This window comes from Hymenobacter persicinus (assembly GCF_004167665.1).
In the GTDB taxonomy this organism is placed as follows: domain Bacteria; phylum Bacteroidota; class Bacteroidia; order Cytophagales; family Hymenobacteraceae; genus Hymenobacter; species Hymenobacter persicinus.
In genome coordinates this window covers 15310-30911 of the sequence record NZ_SEWE01000050.1, presented here as the reverse complement: position 1 = coordinate 30911, position 15602 = coordinate 15310, and the positions used below count along the sequence as shown (strand labels likewise).

The 15602-nt window shown below is 62.3% G+C and carries 14 protein-coding genes; 6 read left to right on the top strand and 8 right to left on the bottom strand.

Going from position 1 to position 15602, the window contains the following annotated elements:
* The 3 genes from EWM57_RS21235 to EWM57_RS17895 form a co-directional block, all read left to right on the top strand.
* Positions 1 to 224 (top strand): hypothetical protein (locus EWM57_RS21235; RefSeq protein WP_165370567.1); only part of this gene is annotated, 224 nt, incomplete at its 5' end.
* Positions 225 to 329: 105 nt separating this feature from the next.
* On the top strand, positions 330 to 2246 hold the full coding sequence (locus EWM57_RS17900) for an ABC-F family ATP-binding cassette domain-containing protein (RefSeq protein WP_129922582.1): 1917 nt from the start codon (positions 330 to 332) through the stop codon (positions 2244 to 2246).
* A 136-nt stretch (positions 2247 to 2382) separates the two neighbouring features.
* Positions 2383 to 3162: a DUF547 domain-containing protein gene (locus EWM57_RS17895; protein WP_129922580.1), complete on the top strand. Its 780-nt coding sequence runs from the start codon at positions 2383 to 2385 to the stop codon at positions 3160 to 3162.
* Between the two features lie 9 nt (positions 3163 to 3171).
* Here the strand turns inward: EWM57_RS17895 and EWM57_RS17890 are convergent, their stop codons facing one another.
* The 3 genes from EWM57_RS17890 to EWM57_RS17880 all read right to left on the bottom strand — a co-directional run bounded on the left by EWM57_RS17890 (position 3172) and on the right by EWM57_RS17880 (position 4890).
* Positions 3172 to 3936 carry a hypothetical protein gene (locus EWM57_RS17890; RefSeq protein WP_129922578.1) on the bottom strand — a complete coding sequence of 255 codons (765 nt, stop codon included), beginning with the start codon at positions 3934 to 3936 and terminating at the stop codon, positions 3172 to 3174.
* An 88-nt stretch (positions 3937 to 4024) separates the two neighbouring features.
* Positions 4025 to 4375: a DUF952 domain-containing protein gene (locus tag EWM57_RS17885; RefSeq protein ID WP_129922576.1), complete on the bottom strand. Its 351-nt coding sequence runs from the start codon at positions 4373 to 4375 to the stop codon at positions 4025 to 4027.
* Positions 4376 to 4491: 116 nt separating this feature from the next.
* Positions 4492 to 4890, bottom strand: coding sequence for a hypothetical protein (locus EWM57_RS17880; protein ID WP_129922574.1), 399 nt, complete (start codon positions 4888 to 4890; stop codon positions 4492 to 4494).
* Between the two features lie 280 nt (positions 4891 to 5170).
* Here EWM57_RS17880 and hppD point away from each other — a divergent pair, with 280 nt between their 5' ends.
* The 3 genes from hppD (at position 5171) to EWM57_RS17865 (ending at position 8896) form a co-directional block, all read left to right on the top strand.
* Positions 5171 to 6304: a 4-hydroxyphenylpyruvate dioxygenase gene (gene hppD, locus EWM57_RS17875; protein WP_129922572.1), complete on the top strand. Its 1134-nt coding sequence runs from the start codon at positions 5171 to 5173 to the stop codon at positions 6302 to 6304.
* A gap of 263 nt (positions 6305 to 6567) precedes the next feature.
* A complete protein-coding gene (locus EWM57_RS17870; RefSeq protein WP_207218347.1) occupies positions 6568 to 8304 on the top strand; it encodes a phospho-sugar mutase in 1737 nt (578 codons plus the stop codon).
* 76 nt (positions 8305 to 8380) lie between these two features.
* A complete protein-coding gene (locus tag EWM57_RS17865; protein WP_129922568.1) occupies positions 8381 to 8896 on the top strand; it encodes a hypothetical protein in 516 nt (171 codons plus the stop codon).
* 46 nt (positions 8897 to 8942) lie between these two features.
* Here the strand turns inward: EWM57_RS17865 and EWM57_RS17860 are convergent, their stop codons facing one another.
* The 5 genes from EWM57_RS17860 to EWM57_RS17840 all read right to left on the bottom strand — a co-directional run bounded on the left by EWM57_RS17860 (position 8943) and on the right by EWM57_RS17840 (position 15541).
* Complete coding sequence (locus EWM57_RS17860; RefSeq protein ID WP_129922566.1) at positions 8943 to 10538, bottom strand: glycerol-3-phosphate dehydrogenase/oxidase; 1596 nt, start codon at positions 10536 to 10538, stop codon at positions 8943 to 8945.
* A gap of 80 nt (positions 10539 to 10618) precedes the next feature.
* Positions 10619 to 12301, bottom strand: coding sequence for an ABC1 kinase family protein (locus EWM57_RS17855; protein WP_129922564.1), 1683 nt, complete (start codon positions 12299 to 12301; stop codon positions 10619 to 10621).
* 191 nt (positions 12302 to 12492) lie between these two features.
* Entirely contained in the window at positions 12493 to 12999 is a 507-nt protein-coding gene (locus EWM57_RS17850) for a phasin family protein (protein WP_129922562.1), read from the bottom strand.
* Positions 13000 to 13220: 221 nt separating this feature from the next.
* Positions 13221 to 14183 (bottom strand): alpha/beta hydrolase, encoded by a 963-nt coding sequence (locus tag EWM57_RS17845; RefSeq protein ID WP_165370566.1) that lies wholly within the window; start codon positions 14181 to 14183, stop codon positions 13221 to 13223.
* 191 nt (positions 14184 to 14374) lie between these two features.
* The gene (locus tag EWM57_RS17840) at positions 14375 to 15541 is read right to left on the bottom strand and encodes a lysophospholipid acyltransferase family protein (RefSeq protein ID WP_129922558.1); all 1167 of its coding nucleotides are present in this window, start codon (positions 15539 to 15541) and stop codon (positions 14375 to 14377) included.
* Positions 15542 to 15602 lie beyond the last annotated feature (61 nt).

Below are 15602 nucleotides of genomic sequence, written 5' to 3'. Positions count from 1 at the left end.
TTCTGGAAGAAATTGACCGCGCCCTCGTCGCCTTCGATTCTGGCCGGGGCCGCCCGGTGGCCATCGAACTGGGGGAGCACAAATACACCCAACTGGTGCTCGACGTGGCCTACCAACACAGCGCCGGGGGTGAGCTAACCACCAACACGGGTAGGCCCCTGGCTTATAAGGGGCTGGAAATATTGCGCGACGACCGAAACCTGGACCGGGTGCGGGTTATTTAAAACTCAGCATACCTGGAAGGCCGCTACCGCTGCCGGGCCGCCCGGTGGAGCCACTGATTCCGGATTCTGTTTCCTTGCTGCGCGGCCTTGCCGTACCTTTGCGGCATGAATCTGCTTTCCGGAGAGAACCTCTCAAAAAATTACGCGGACCGCTGGCTGTTCCGCGAGCTGAGCTTTGGCCTGAACCAGGGGCAGCGCGTGGCGCTGGTCGGCATCAACGGCACCGGCAAAACTACCCTGCTCAAAATCCTGGCGGGCCTAGAGCAGCCCGACACCGGTTCGGTGAGCGTGCGCAAGGGCATCCGGGTGGCCTTTCTGGGCCAGCAGCCGGTGTTCGACGAAAACCTGACGGTGGAAGCCACCATCTTCGCCTCCCAAAACGACACGCTGGCCGCCATCCGCGACTATGAGCACGTCGTGAATGACCCCAACCACAAGTCGGACGACTTGCAGCGGGTGATGGAGCAGATGGACGCGCTGAACGCCTGGGACTACGAGGCTCAGGTCAAGCAGATTCTGGGCCGCCTGGGCATTTTGGGCGAGCTGCTGGAGCGCAAGGTGAGCATGCTTTCGGGTGGGCAGCGCAAGCGCGTGGCCCTGGCCCGGGTGCTCATTGAAGAGCCCGAAGTGCTGATTCTCGACGAGCCCACCAACCACCTTGACCTCGACACCATCGAGTGGCTCGAAAGCCGGTTGGCCTCCCCTTCCCTCACCCTGCTGATGGTAACCCACGACCGGTACTTCCTGGACAAGGTGGCCAACGAAATTGTGGAGATGGACCAGGGCCGGGTGCACCGCTATCAGGGCAACTACTCGTACTTCGTGGAGAAGAAGGCCGAGCGGGAGCAGATTGAGGTGGCCGAGGTGGAAAAGGCCCGCAATCTGCTCCGTAAAGAGCTGGAGTGGATGCGCCGCCAGCCCCAGGCCCGGGGCACCAAGCAGAAAGCCCGCATCGACGCCTTCTACGAAACCCAGGAAAAGGCCAAAACCAAGATTGGCGGCCCACAGATGGAGCTATCGGTGAAAACCACCCGCCAGGGCGGCAAAATCATTGAGGTCGAGCACCTGCACAAGCAGTTTGGCAACCACGTGGTGCTCGACGATTTCAGCTACGTGTTCAAGAAAAAGGACCGCATCGGCCTGATCGGGGCCAACGGGGCGGGCAAGTCGACGCTGCTGAACATGCTCACCGGCCGCCTCCAGCCCGACTCCGGCACCGTCGATGCGGGGCAGACCACCGTGTTTGGCTACTACACCCAGACCGAGCTGGAATTTGACGAAAGCCAGCGCGTGATTGACATCGTGAAGGAAGTGGCCGAGGTGGTGGAAATGGCCAACGGCGAAGTCGTGACGGCCTCGCAGTTTTTGCAGCACTTCCAGTTTCCGCCGGCCCAGCAGTACACGCTGGTCAGCAAGCTCAGCGGGGGCGAAAAGCGCCGCCTGCAGCTGCTACGGGTGCTCATCAAGAACCCAAACTTTCTGATTCTCGACGAGCCCACCAACGACCTGGACATCATCACGCTCAACATTCTGGAGGAATTCCTGCTGAATTTCGCCGGCTGCCTGCTCATCGTCTCCCACGACCGGTACTTCATGGATGCCCTGGTGGAGCACGTATTCGTGCTGGAGCCCGGCGGGCAGATCCGGCAGTTTCCCGGCAACTACACCGACTACCGCGAGTGGCAGAAGGAGAATAATTCGGCCGAGTACGCCCGCGAGAAGGCCCAGACGGCCAAAGCCGCGGCCGGCGTGGCTCCTTCCGCCGCCCCGGTAGCTCCAACGTCGGCGCCGGCCGCGGCAGCCCCCAAGCGCAAAGCCACGTTTGCCGAGAAGAAGGAGTACGAAACCCTGGAAAAGGAACTTGAGCAGCTCGAAACCCGCAAGCAGCAGCTGATCGACCAGCTCAACGCCGGCACCGGCTCCCACCAGGAACTGGCTGACTGGGCCGCCGAGCTTAAGCGTACCGATGCCGCCCTCGACACCAAGGGCGAACGGTGGCTGGAGTTGGCCGAGTTCGTCTAGCCGCGAAGCTACTCTGCTTTCACAAGCCCCCGCCCCTACCCCGGCGGGGGCTTGTGCTTTTGCTGAGGTTGACAACGCAGCCGGGCCAATCTTTCCCGGGGCCAGCTTCCGTATATGGCCCGTAACTTTCTCCGGCATGAACCTAACTTCCCTCCCGCTGCTGGCGGCCCTGGCGGCGCTTTCCCCGACCTACTCTACGGCCTCCGCTCCCGGCGTTCCAACTACCCTTGCAGCCCCCGCCATTGACCATAGCCTGTTCGACAAGCTGCTCAAAAAGCACGTCAATGCGAGAGGGCTGGTGAATTACAAGGGCTTCCTAGCCGACCAGAAGGCCTTCACCCAGTACCTGGATCTGCTTAGCCGAACTCCGCCCGCCGACTCCTGGAGCCGGGCCGAGCAGATGGCGTACTGGATTAACGCCTATAACGCCTACACCATCCGCCTGATTCTGGACCACTACCCAGTGCAAAGCATCAAGGATATCGGCTCCAAAATCCAGATTCCGTTCGTGACCACGCCTTGGGCGGCCGAGTTTTTCAGCATCGGCGGCAAGAAGATGAGCCTCGACGCCATTGAGCACGGCACTTTGCGCAAAAAGTTCAACGACCCGCGCATTCACTTTGCGTTGGTGTGCGCGTCCATTTCCTGCCCTCGCCTACGCAACGAGGCCTACACTGCCGCCCGGCTCGATGCCCAGCTCGACGACCAGGGACGGGACTTTCTGAACACCCCCGCCAAGAACAAGGTTAGCAAGGATGCAGCACAGCTTTCCAAGTATTTCGACTGGTATAAGGCCGACTGGAACGAGAACGGACAGTCGGTCGTGAAGTGGGTGAACCGGTACTCGAAAACCAAGCTCGACGACAAGGCCAAAATCGGCTTCCAGGACTACAACTGGAATCTGAACGAGCAGTAAACGGCGTTTTTAGTACGGACGCTGCTGCTGCTCAAACTCAAACGAGAAGGGGCGCGGCCCGATGGGGGTGCTGACCCGGAGTTGGGCCGTTTGGTCGAGGACGGGGAAGACGAGGTAGCCGCGCACTTTTTCCCCGGGCGGCAACAGCGCTTTGCGCAACAGGCTAAACTGCCACAGGTCCAATTCCCGGGCGGTACGGTCGGCGGCTTCGGCGTGCTGGGCGCGGCTGTTGTCGTATTCGCGCATGTCTTTTTCGTACTGCAGCTTGCGCTGGTAGGTCTGCTGCTCGGTTTCCTTGCGTTTTTTGGCCGTGGCGTCGGCACTCAGGTTGCCTGCTATCGTGAGCCATTCCCAGCCGCTCATCCCGGTGGCTTTGCGGTCTTCGGTGCTGAGCGTGCCCGCAAGCTGAGTGAGCCGCCCTTCCGGGTCAACGGCCGCCACGCGGGGCTGCAGGACAACGGGAGTGCCAACCGGGGCCGCTGCGGCCGGCGTCAGGGCCGGATAGTAGTAGAACTGCGCCGGGTCGACCAGAATCGGGCGGGTGGAGTTATTGCGCACCTCGGCATCGAAGAGCAGCTCCTGACCCCGCTGGTGAGCGTAGCTGAGAATCATCTCCACGCTGTCGACTTCGGCCAGCAGGCGCTGGTGCCCGTCGTGCCCCTCGTCGGGCGCCTCGCTGGGCCGCACGGTGAGGTAGTACGAGGGGGCGCAGGCCGTAAGCAGCAGGGCCAGCGCCGGACCGGCCCACCGGCCGAGCAGGTAATGGGTTTTCATAACGAGCTATAGATAGTTAAGTATACAGATGGGAGCCGGCCGCCGCTGCCAAGGTTGCAGGCAGCGCGGCAGGGGGCCTAAAGCTGGCTTAGTCTTCCAGCTCCGGGGGCAAGGCGAACTGCTGATCCGGGCCGGCGGCAAACGGCAAAGCCCGCGCCACGGCGGCCAGCGGCACGGGGGCCAGAATGTGGGGAAAGTAGTCGTCGCGGGCCTCGGCGTACTCGCGCTGCACAGGCACGGCGGCCACCCACAGCTCCGCCTCGTCGAGTTCGAGCAGCACGAGGTCCTGACGGCCGGCGTAGTAGCGGTTGGCCGTGCCCAGCACCTGATAGAGCTCGGAAGCGTGAATAAAGCCCTCGGCCGATAGGTCGGCGCTGGCGAAAAAGCCGGTTTGCTGGGCCGCTTCCCAGTCGGCCAGCTCGGCAATGCGGTATATCATAGCTACAGTAAATCAGGAGTAGAACCCGCGTATCACGAGGTGGCCGCTCAACGAATCCGGGCTGGATCATTGAGCGGCCACTTCAGAATGCCGGAGTCGTAGTTACCAGCCGCGGGCTAGGCTTTCCACACTTCCTTGCGCACGGTTTTGCCCACCGACAAAATCAGGCGGGTGGGGTTGGGCACGAGCACGAGGCGGGCTTCCTTGCCGGGAAACTCGTCGGAATCAACCCAGACGCCTTCCTTGTGGGAGGGCACGTAGCCGGTGTCGCCGCCGATGTCGTTGGGCAGGTAGGCCGTGGGCAGCAGCACGTCGGTATCGGGGCAGAGCTTCTCGTGGACTTTCTCCAGCACTTCCTCCAGGTAGGAGCCGTACTCCTCGTTGAAGTCGTCTTCCAGATCGTGGAGTTCTTCCTCCACGTCGTCGTAGCGGGTATCGTCGTAGGATAGCTTATGCAGCTCCTGCTTTTTCTCGATCAGCGAAACGAGGGCGCGGTTCAGGTCCTCTTTATTCATAGCCACGGGGTGCAATTGGTTAAGGCACAAAGGTGCGTAGGATTCTGCAATTGTACGAAATGGCCGCCCGGAATCCAGCTGTAGCGCGAACTTTCGCGGCGCCGACCGGCAGGTGAAGTCTGCGGGGGCCTCGCGCGGTTGGGGTATTGTTCTGGCGCGCAAACTACCAAGTGCGCGCAGCTGGGCTCTGGGCTAATTCAGCTCGACGGGAACGAATTGCCGCAAACCCGTATTTTTACCGGCACAACCGCATTTCCACCCGTCCCTTATTCTTCTTGCCATGCAAACCATGACTTCGCCCGAGGTTCAGGCCCATCCCGCCCACGATTTTCTGCCCCTGAAGGGCACCGACTTCGTGGAGTTCTACGTCGGTAATGCCAAGCAGTCGGCCTACTTCTACCAAGCCGCTTTCGGCTTCGAGCTGGTGGCCTACGCCGGCCCCGAAACCGGCCTGCGCGACCGGGCTTCGTACGTACTGCAGCAGGGCAAAATCCGCTTTGTGCTCACCACCTCCCTGCTGCCCGACTCCGACATCACCCGGCACGTCGCCCAGCACGGCGACGGGGTGAAGGTGATGGCTCTGTGGGTCGACGACGCCCGCAAGTCGTGGGAAGAAACCACCAAGCGCGGGGCCCGCTCGGCTTTCGAGCCGTATACCATCGAGGATGAATTTGGCAGCGTAACGCTGTCGGGCATCTACACCTACGGGGAGAGCGTGCACACCTTCGTGGAGCGCACCAACTACACCGGCGCCTTCATGCCGGGCTTCGTGCCCAAGTCGGGCCTGGTGCCCCAGCAAAACCCGGTCGGTCTGCTGCACGTCGACCACTGCGTGGGCAACGTCGGCTGGGGCGAAATGAACCAGTGGGTGAAGTTCTACGAGGACGTGATGGGCTTCAAGCTCCTGCTCACCTTCGACGACGAGGACATCAGCACTGAGTACTCGGCACTCATGTCGAAGGTGGTATCGAATGGCAACGGCTACGTGAAATTTCCCATCAACGAGCCAGCCGAGGGCAAGAAGAAGTCCCAGATTGAGGAATACCTTGACTACTACCACTCCCCCGGCGTCCAGCACATTGCCATTGCCACCAAGGACATCCGCGCGACCGTGACCGAGCTGCGCCGCCGCGGCGTGGAGTTCCTGACCGTGCCCGGGGCTTACTACGAAGACCTGCTGGAGCGCATCGGCGCCATCGACGAGGACCTGGAGTCGCTCAAGGCCCTGAACCTGCTCGTCGACCGGGACGAGGAAGGCTACCTGCTCCAGATTTTCACCAAGCCCGTGGAGGACCGGCCCACCGTGTTCTTCGAAATTATCCAGCGCAAGGGCGCCAAGAGCTTCGGCAAAGGCAACTTCAAGGCCCTGTTCGAAAGCATCGAGCGGGAGCAGGCCCTGCGCGGCAACCTGTAGCCGCCTGTCATTGCGAGCATTCTGCGCATCAAGCAGAGACGAAGCAAGCTGTCCGCTCCAATGTGCATAGCCCTTTTTTCTCCTAAAAGCCCCGACGTTGGCCCGACGTCGGGGCATTTCCGTTAACGAGGCTTTCGGTACTGTTCCGGACGGATTGCTTCGCTCCGCTCGTAATGCCACGAGTCGTCACCGCGCAACTCAAGCCAAAACCTGTTTTCTTTACGCCCGTTCATACCCCTCTCTTTCCAACACCGCACTTGCGCATGGCCCTCACTCCCGAAATCCAGACCCGCGTCAACTCCTGGCTGACCGGCAACTACGACGCTGATACCAAAGCTTCCATCCAGCAGCTGCTCGACTCCGGCCAGGACGAGGCCCTCAGCGACGCCTTCTACCGCACCCTCGAATTCGGCACCGGCGGCCTGCGCGGCATCATGGGCGCGGGCTCCAACCGCATGAACCGCTACACCCTGGGCATGGCCACCCAGGGGTTGAGCAACTACCTGCTCAAGAGCTTCCCCAATCAGGAAATCAAGGTGGCCCTGGCCCACGACTCGCGCAACAACAGCCGGGAATTCGCCGAAATTGCCGCCGGCATCTTCTCCGCCAACGGCATTACGGCCTACCTGTTTGAGGCCCTGCGGCCCACGCCCGAGCTGTCCTTCGCCATCCGCCACCTGGGCTGCCAGAGCGGCTGCGTGATTACGGCCTCCCACAACCCCAAGGAGTACAATGGCTACAAGGTGTACTGGGCCGACGGCTCCCAGGTCGTGGCCCCCCACGACAAGAACATCATTGCCGAAGTAGAAGCCATCCAGAGTCCCGACGAGGTGAAGTTCACCGCCGACCCTTCGCGCATCCACACCCTGGGCGCGGATATGGATGAGGCGTACCTCAACGAGGTGCACAAGCTTAGCATCAACCCCGCCGCCATCCAGCGCCAGCACGATTTGAAAATCGTGTACACGCCCCTGCACGGCACCGGCATCACGATGGTGCCCAAGGCCCTGGCCAAGTTCGGCTTCACCAACGTGAGCATCGTGGAGGCCCAGGCCACGCCCGACGGCAATTTCCCCACCGTGCTGTCGCCCAACCCCGAGGAGAAAGTAGCCATGCAGATGGCCCTCGACCAGGCCAAAGCCCAGGATGCCGACCTCGTGCTGGCCACCGACCCCGACGCGGACCGCATCGGCATTGGCGTCAAGAACACGGCCGGCGAGTGGGTGCTGCTCAATGGCAACCAGACCGCCGCCCTGCTCACCCAGTACCTGCTTTCGGCCCGCAAGGAAGCCGGCAAGATGACCGACAAGGACTTCATCGTCTACACCATCGTGACCAGCGACGTGCTCAGCGACATTGCCCGTAACTACGGCGTGACGGCCTACCAGACGCTGACCGGCTTCAAGTACATTGCCGGCATCATCCGCGAGCGGGAAGGCCGCGAAACCTACATCGGCGGTGGCGAGGAAAGCTACGGCTACATGATTGGCGACTTCGTGCGCGACAAAGACTCGATTTCGGCCTGCGCCATCATCGCCGAAATGGCGGCCGTGGCCAAGGACCGGGGCCAATCGCTCTACGAGGCCATGGTGCAGATGTACACCGAGTACGGCCTGTACAAGGAAGACCTGATTTCGCTCACCAAGAAGGGCCAGCGCGGGGCCGAGGAAATTCAGGAGATGATGCGCAGCCTGCGCGCCAACCCGCCCAAAACCATTGCCAACCAGCCCGTGGTGGAGCTGCGCGACTACAAGACCGGCGTCATCCGCAACCTGCTCACCGGCGCCGAAACCGGCACCGGCCTGGAAAGCTCCAACGTGCTCCAGTTCATCCTCGCCGACGGCAGCAAGGTCTCGGCCCGCCCCTCTGGCACCGAGCCCAAGATCAAGTTCTACTTCAGCGTGCGAAACCCGCTGGGCTCCGCCGTCGACTTCGACCAGGTCAATGCCAAGCTTGGTGACTACATCAATCTTATCATTGAGGACATGCAGTTGAAGTAAGAGCTGGTAAATTTTGCCGCCTTACCCAGCCCGTTCTGCTTTGCCGGACGGGCTGTTTTTTGCTTGCTTCGCGCCTATGTCGGTTACCCGTTCACTGCATTCGTCGGCGCTGGTTATCCACCGGACGCACTACATCCACTGGCTGTACGCGGCCCTGCTGACCGGCTTGCTGGTCTGGCTCGGCCACTACCCGGCAGCCGCGCTGATTTTCGGGCTCACGGCCGCCGTATCCCTGGGTGTCACCAAGCTTGAGCTGGATGTTCCCGGTCGGCAATTTCGGCTCGGTATCCACGTATTCGGCCTTGCCTTTTGCCGCTGGCAGCCCCTGCCCGCCGCTCAGCGGGTGGTTATCCGCTACTTTTCAAAGCTTACAATAGACAACGAAGACGGCGCCGAACAGCGCAACGTCGAGTACATTGTGCTGCTTTCCGTGCCCAACTCAACTCAGGGGGTCGTGCTGTTTCGTTGCCCAACCTACAAAATGGCCTTACGAATTGCCTGCTACGTGGGCGCCGCCCTGCAGGTAGAGGTAGTAAGCTTCAACCAGTACAAACAGGAAGCAGTGGTGCAGGAAGTGCTGGAGGCTGAGTGAGCGTCTACCCCTCACGGCCTATCTTACGCAAAGCGCCCCAGTCCGGCTAGGAGGCAGTGGCCAGCAGGTATTGCCGGGCCAGCTGGGTGAACTCGGCTACCTGCTGCTGCTCCCAGGCCACGTTGAAGCCCAGCTCCCGGGCCAGCAGCGCGGCTACGGCTGGGGCCACGCGGATGGCAGCGGCGGCATCGAGAAACAGCACCCGGACCCGGCGGGCCAGCACGTCTTCCACGGTGCGGGCCATTTCGTAGCGCGCCGCCCACACTATTTCTGCTTTCAAGAATTCGAGGGCGGTGTCCAGCTTCTCCCCCAACTCCGGCTGCGCGGCTACGAGTTGGAGCAGGGCTGGCTGGTCGGTGCCGTACCCGGAGAGATGGTTGCGCTGGTCGGCAGAGGCTTGAGCGCCGTGGATAGGCAGGTGGGCCGTCTGGCTCGGGGCCGGCGGCAGCTTGCCCAGGGCAATGGCTTTATCAACGGCATCCTCCCCCATCCGCCGGTAGGTGGTCCACTTGCCGCCCGTGATGGTAATCAGCCCCGCCACCGACACCAGGATTTTGTGGCTGCGCGAAATTTCCCTGGTTTTTGCCGAACCCGTCGTCGGTGCGGCCAGGGGCCTCAGGCCGGCAAAAACGCTGCGGACGTCGTGGCGTTGGGGCGCGCGGGTCAGGTAGCGGGCGGCCGTGCGCAGGACAAACTCAATTTCCTTCTCCAGGGCCCGGGGCTCCGCACTAGCTTTTTCGATGGGCGTATCGGTCGTGCCTACCACTACGCGCCCGTGCCAGGGCACGACAAACAACACCCGCCCGTCGTCGGTCTTCGGAATCAGCAAAGCCGCGTTGCCGGGCAGAAATGACCGGTCCAGCACCAGATGCACGCCCTGACTGGGCCGAACCAACGGACGGGCCCCGGGCTGGTCGAGCTGCCGAATCTCATCGACAAACACCCCAGTGGCATTCACCACGGCCTTGGCCCGCAGTTCGTAGACAGTACCCGTTTCCTGGTCGGTAGCCACCACGCCGGTCAGCTGCCCCTGCCCATCCTTGAGCAAACCACCCACGGCGCAATGGTTGAGCAGCGTACCGCCCCGCTCCACGGCCGTCTGGGCCAGGTTGACGGCCAGGCGGGCGTCGTCAAACTGCCCATCGTGGTAGAGCACGCCGCCCCGCAAACCTTGCGCCCGCAGGTTGCCCAGGCGGGCCAGGGTCTCAGCCCGGCTCAGGTGCCGGGACGCGCCCAGACTAAGGCGGCCGGCCAGCAGGTCGTAGAGCTTCAGCCCGATGGTGTAGAAAGACCCGCCCCACCAGGAGTAGTTGGGAATGATAAAATCCTGGTTCCGGACCAGATGGGGCGCATTTTGCAGCAGCAGCCCCCGCTCGTGCAGGGCTTCGCGCACCAGCCCTACGTCGCCCTGGGCCAGGTAGCGCACCCCGCCGTGCACGAGCTTGGTGCTGCGGCTGCTGGTGCCCTTGGCAAAGTCAACCTGCTCCAGCAGCAGGGTCTTGTAGCCCCGGCTGATGCCGTCGAGGGCCACGCCCAGCCCGGTGGCCCCGCCGCCGATAACAAGCAGGTCCCAGACCGGCTGCTCGCGCAGCTGCCGCACCAAAGCGTCGCGACGGAAAAGGCTAACATCCAGTTCGGGCATAGAATTCAGGAGAAGAAACGAGGATTGGGGCGGACGGCCTCTGCACCCAGCCCACCCCGCCGGCCGGACAAACAAGTCGGCTATTTGCGCTCCTTTTTGGTGCCCAGGATCAGCAGGATCAGCAGCAGGAACGACGTGATGCTGAAGCCCCACCACGTAACGGCGGGCATACCGCGGTAGTAGGGCATTGCCGGGGAATAGCGCCCGAGCAAACTCAGGCCCGAAAACAGCAGAAACGCCACTGCCAGCAGGGCAATGATGGTGCGCGAGACGAGCTGGTCGGCCTTGCGCATCAGGGCCTGGTAGCCGCTCAGCTCCACCTTCACCCGCAGCTCGCCCCGGGAAATCTTGCGCATGATCTGGCGCACGTCGGTGGGCAGCGTGGTGAGCAGGGCCAGCAGCTGGGTGCCCGTGTACTGGGCCTCGCTGAGAATGTTGTCGGCCGAATACTGCTCGGCGATGATGCGGGCCCCGTAAGGTCGCACAAACTCAAACGTGTTGAAGTGCGGGTGCAGCACCTTGCCGATGCCTTCCAGAATCACCAAGGCCCGCAGGATCAGAAACACGGCCCCGGGCACCTGGAGCTTGTAGTCGTAGATGATTACCTGGAGCCGGTCGGCTAGGTCGCCCATGCTCATTTCCTTCACGTCCAGGGTCGTAAAGTCCTCGATGAGCTCGTTGAGGTCGGCCTCGAACCGGCGCATGTCCGGGATGTCGGCCGTGAGGGCCAGGCGGCGGAAGTTCAGGGCCATGCTGCGTGCATCCTGCCGGGCCATGCCGATGAAGACGCCCGCAAAGGCGTATTTCTGCTGCTTGGTGAGCTTGCCCACCATCCCGAAGTCGATGAGCACCAGCGTGCCGTCGGGCCGCACCAGCACGTTGCCCGGGTGGGGGTCGGCGTGAAAAATCCCGAACTCGAAGATCTGGGTCAGGTAGATGTCCATGCCCGTTTCGGCCACCGTGGCCGGACTCAGCCCCCAGGCCAGCAGCTGCTCCTTGTCGGAAATCTTGCAGCCGCTGACAAACTCAATGACCAGGATTTTGCTCGTCGACAGCTCCCGGTAGGGCTTGGGAATGTAGAAGGTCTCGTAGGCCTCGTAGAGCTTGCGGAACTGGTCCATGCTGCGGGCCTCGGAGGTGTAGTCGAGCTCCTTCATCATGCTGCGCTCGAAGGCATCCACGATGTCCTGAGGGTTGCCCAGGCCGTGGTTGCGCAGAAAGCCGGCCGTCAGGCGCACCAGCTCGTGAAGCAGGCTCAGGTCGGTGCGCACTTTCTCCTGCACGTCGGGGCGCTGCACCTTCACCACTACCAGCTCGCCGGTCAGCAGGCGCGCTTTGTGCACCTGCCCGATGCTGGCGGAGCCCAGAGGCTTTTCCTCAAACTCGCTGAACACCTCCGTAATCGGCCGGCCCAGCTCCCGCTCGATAATCTGCCGAGCCAGGGCCACGTCGAAGGGCGGCACGTCGCTCTGCAGCTTTTCAAACTCGTCGATGAGCGGCTGCGGGAGCAGGTCGGCGCGGTTGCTCAGGGCCTGGGCCAGCTTGATAAACGTGGGACCGAGCTCCTCAATCACCATCCGGATTCGTTCCCAGCGGGTGGTTTCAAACACGGCTTTATCGGCGTGCTGCCAGGAGCCGCGGCGCTTTTCGGTGATGAGCCGGCGCAGGGCGGTGTTGGTCACCACGTCCTCGAACCCGTAGCGCACCAGCACTTCCACTACCTGCCGGATGCGGCTCAGATTGGAAATTGTGTTTTTAAACATAGCCGGCGCAGAAGCAGAATCAGGGAAGATTGAGGAACGCAAAATAAGCGCTAATCAGCAGCTTGCCGCCGCCGGGGCAGCAAGCTGCTGAGTTAGGCACGATAAAAGCGGCGGAGCCGGGGCTCGCGCACAAAAAAGCCAGTGCCCGCGCATTCGGGGCACTGGCTTTGTTTGGGCACGGTACCAGCAGCCTACGAGGCGCTGCTGCCGCTTTCCGAGGCTTTCGGAGCTTCCTTTTTGACGGCGGGCTTGGCGGCCGACTTGGCAGCCCCAGCCTTCGCAGCCGCCGACTTCTGGGCCGAGCCGGCGGCGCTGCTCACTTTGTCGGCGGCTTTTTTGGTGGCGCCGGCGGCTTTGGTCGTGGCGCTCGAAGCAGGCTTGGCGCTGCTCTTGCTGCCCGCCGCGGAGGCCGACGACTTCGAGCCGCCTTTCACGCTGCGCTTGAGCTCCTCCACGTCGGAGTTGGAGGCTACGCCCACGCTTTTCATCAGCTTGGAGGCAATGCCACTAAACTGCTTTTCGAGCTCCTTACGCTTGGTTTCGGAGTTCTTCTTCAAGTCGTCCATGATCTTCTTCCCTTCCTGCTCCGACAACTTGCTTTCCTTCACCAGGGCGTCGATGGCGGTCTGCACCCGGTCACTGGTCAGCGACGCGAAACCGACGCCGGCATTGATGAATTTCTTAAACAAATCTTCCATGGTGCTGAGGGTTTAAATGGGTTGGAGGGAAACGAAAGACGCGGTTTTAAGGTCAGTGGCCCGCTAAAATAGTATGCAAGCCGAGTAATTTCAGCAAACCTACAAAAACATGGCTATATAGTTGGCAGTGAGACTAGAATTTTTGTCGCGGGCCATTCGCACGGCAGTTTTCGGGAGCTGAAACGAGAAAAAATCATCCTAGGCGCGGCCGAGGAATTGGGTCAGGAATGAGCCCGGAGTCGGGCGGCAGCAGTTTTTGAGCGGCGCGCCTCCCTTACCAGCCGCGCTGCTTCGGCCTGAGCAGCCCAGATGCCGTTGGTGAAGACGGCCACTTGGTCGAGGGCCAGCCGGGCCTCGGGCACGAGGCGCCAGAACAGGTGCCACCAGTGCACCAGCCCCTCAAACGTCTGGAGCGTGACGGGCACCCCGGCCCGGCTGGCCTTGCCGGCAAAGCCCAGTACTTCGTCGCAGAGCACCTCGGCATCCGACACCTGAATCAGCAGCGGGGGCAAATTCCGCAAATCAGCCTGGGTCGGCGACACGAGCGGGTGCGTGAGGGGTACTTCGGCGGCGTACTGCCCGCCCCAGCCCCGGATAGTCAGGGCCTCGAGCAGCTGCAATTCCTCGTGGGCCACGCGCCGGATCAGGGCCGTGGGCAGCACTAGGTCGGTCCAGGGCGAGAGGCAGACGGCGGCGGCGGGCAGCGGCAGTTTCTCGTCGCGCAGGGCAATGAGCAGCGCCAGAGCCAGCCCGCCCCCGGCCGAGTCACCGGCTACGATGATGTTGTGAGGCTGGTAGCCCTGCTCTAAGAGCCAGCGGTAAGCCAGCCGGGCATCGTCAAGGGCGGCCGGAAACGGGTAGTCGGGCGCCTTGCGGTAGTCGACGGCCAAGGCGTGCAGGTTGCAGCGCTGGGCCAGCGTACCTACCAGGCTGCGGTGGGTGTTCAGGGAGCCCAGTACGTAACCGCCCCCGTGCAGATACAGCAACACTCGGCCGGCGGGCGCGTTTTTGGGCCGGATCCACTCGGCGGCCATGCCTTCAATCCGGATGCTTTCGAGATAAACGCCCCAGGGCAGAAACTGAAACAGGCTGCCGATTTCCAGGCCCAGGCGCAGGCTGCCGAGGCTGGGTTGCTGGCGGGCCAGTGGGCCGGTGGCAGCCGTCAGAAATTGTTTGAGAAGCAAATGCTGGTGGGAAGGCATTCGGACGCGGAACTAGAACGTGGGAAGGAAGGCAAGGGCGGGAAGCCAACCGGGCCGGGGACAATGCCGGAAACGAGGTGGCAAAAATGGCGGAAGCAGGCCGGCTACTGCCTTTTACTCCCTGAAACAGAACAGGTTTCGGGGGAGCGCCCGGATTCGCAAGGATAGTCAGGCTAGGAATTCGGCTTACTGCCCAGCTTGTGGCCTTTGTAGCCGCGGATAGCAATGGGAATCCAGCCCAGAAGTGGAATAAAAAAGCTCAGCGTGAACGGGTTGCGCCAGATCATGCGCAGCCAGGCGCCGGGGCTGGTCAGGTTCAGGCTGATGTTGCCTTGGGGGTTTTGGGAGTACTGCCGCTCAAACTCGGTGAACAGCGCGGGCCAGGCAAAGGGCAGGAAAAACGGGAAGTAGCGCCGGTTTTCGCGCATGCGCTGCCACATTTCCTTCCAGCGGTACGGGTGCTGGCCGTGGCGCCGCACGGCGGCGTCCATTTCGGCCTGCATTTGGGCCCGCACCTGGTTGGAAAGCGCCTCGTACTCGGCGCGGGTAAGCTCGTCGTGGCGCTTGTCGGTCAGTTCGTAGGGCTTGATGCGGGTGCCGAGCACGAAGGTAAGCTTGGCCGGGTAGGCCATGTAGAAAAACCAGGGCTGTAGCAGCACCATCAGGATAATGGGCCCGATGGGAATAAAGGGAATCCCGATTTTCTTGCTCAGGTTATTGACCCAGTCCCAGCTGTAGGTGTAGGGGTTGAGGTACTCGCCGTTGATGGTGTAGAACGGCACAATATCGGTGCGGTGCTGGATGCCTAGGCGGATGATGCTGGTAGCCAGGCGCTGAAACTGGTACTTGCGGTTGAACCCCTTGCCGATGCCCGGCACCCCCTCGGGGTAGAGCATCAGGTTGTGGTCGTTGTAGTACATCATCGTCTCGAAGTTCAGCGTGGTGGCATCCACGCAGCCGCAGCGCTTCCAGAAGTTGCGGATCAGAAACGGGTTCATCAGCGCCGACTGCGACAACATGGGTGCCGACAGCGGCCGGGGCAGGTCCCGCAGGTCGGGCAGGGTGCGCCACAGGTGCGACAGGGCCACCATGGCATCCCAGGGAAAGGCCATGCCCGAGTGGTTGGAGGCAAAAATTAGCGGCCGGTCGGGGTTGTTGCGCTGGGGGTAGTCGTCGAAGCCCACCAGTTCGGAGCGGAACCAGACCCGGTCGAGCAGCTGCAGGATGTGCTTGTCGAGCTGCCAGACGAACTGCTCGTCGAAGTAGTCGGAGTAGATGTGCTGGTTGGCCCGGATTTCGGGCGGCGGAGTGGGCAGCGCGGGCGAAGGGGCCGTGGGCATCAGGGGAACAAAGCGCGTGAGGTGGGCTGGTAGGCTCGGCAGTGACAGGCTTGTAATGTAG